The sequence below is a fragment of the Polaribacter sp. BAL334 genome (assembly GCF_015767435.1).
GTDB lineage: Bacteria > Bacteroidota > Bacteroidia > Flavobacteriales > Flavobacteriaceae > Polaribacter.
On sequence record NZ_JADWOV010000199.1, the window covers coordinates 1 to 1,477 of the forward strand.

General features: G+C 27.6%; 2 protein-coding genes. Both read left to right on the forward strand.

The annotated features are described in order from the left end of the window. Positions 1–877: phage integrase SAM-like domain-containing protein (locus tag IU405_RS01125; protein ID WP_197436790.1), on the forward strand; the 877-nt coding region annotated here is incomplete at its 5' end. Between the two features lie 6 nt (positions 878–883). Further along, positions 884–1,477 (forward strand): hypothetical protein (locus tag IU405_RS01130; RefSeq protein ID WP_197436791.1); only part of this gene is annotated, 594 nt, incomplete at its 3' end.

The following is a 1,477-nucleotide window of genomic DNA, read 5'->3' on the forward strand; positions in this document are numbered from 1 at the left end:
AGGAACTCAAAAAAAATACAAAGTAACCAAACACTTAATGGAGCGTTACCAAAGTGATAAAAAAATCAAATTACAAATTATTGAAATTAATTATAAATTCAAATTAGATTTTGAGAAATACTGTTTAGAAAATAACTATGCTTTAAATACAATCTCAAAAGATTTAAGAACTATAAAAACTGTATGTAACCACGCAAAGCAAAACGGAATCAATACAAGCCATCAACTTGACAGCATTAAAACACCTCAACACAAAACCGAAAAAACATATTTAAGCTTTGAAGACCTCACAAAAATTGAAAATATTGATGCAAAGCGTTTAAATGACAACTTACAAAATGCAAAAGATTGGTTAATTATTAGCTGCTATACAGGACAAAGGATATCAGATTTCATGCGTTTTGACAAATCAATGATTAGATACGAAAAAAATAATAAAGGAATTTTACACCCGTTTTTAGAGTTTACACAAATCAAAACAAATAAAAGAATGACAATAGCTTTGCATCCTAAAGTAATTGAAATACTCAACAAAAGAAATGGCAATTTTCCAAAAATTATTTCAGACCCTAAATACAATCTTTATATTAAGCAAGTTTGCAGAATTGCAGAAATTAATCAAACAATAAAAGGAAGTATTTTAAAGGATATTGATAACAACAAAGCAAAGCAATACCGTAAAGAATCAGGAATATTTCCTAAATGGCAATTAGTAACCTCGCATATTGGTAGACGTTCTTTTGCATCCAATTTTTACGGAACAATACCAACTACTTATTTAATCAATGTTACTGGACATAGCACCGAATCTATGTTTTTAAATTACATAGGAAAAAGTAATAAAGACCTAGCACTTGAAATAACTAAATATTTTTAGTAATTTATGTTTGATAATAATAGGACAGCTATAACTGATTTTACTGAGGAACTTAGCGCTGCACATCATTTAGATAATTCCTCATTTTCTGATTTATATTCTTGGCATTATTTTGATAAATCTGCCGCTTTAAAAAAAGAGATTATAGATAACTTAAATTCATTATCTCCTGAAAGGTTTGATTCGTATATAAAATATGTGGAAAATGAAATTCACGAAGTATACGGTTATTATAATCCAGATGAATGTATAATAGGAAAATGGATTGAAAAATTCGATTTAACAGAAGAAGACTTTCCTTTCTATGATAATGAGGAAGTTCAGGAGCTCCTTGGTATAAATAAAAAAAATTATAAGTCTAAATCTAAAGAAAAAGGAATTAATATTCGATTAATGCAATTAGAATTCCACTGGTATGCTGGCCACCTTGAATATTTAAAAATGAAGCTTTTTATTGATGAATTACTGCCAAAGGGATTGGATATTTACACATTAAATAAAAGAATATCTGATATTAATGTTTCTGAAACTAAAAAAAAATTTAAAGATACTACTTGGTTTAAAGTTGGTTTACTATTTGCAAAAGGTGAAGTACAACAG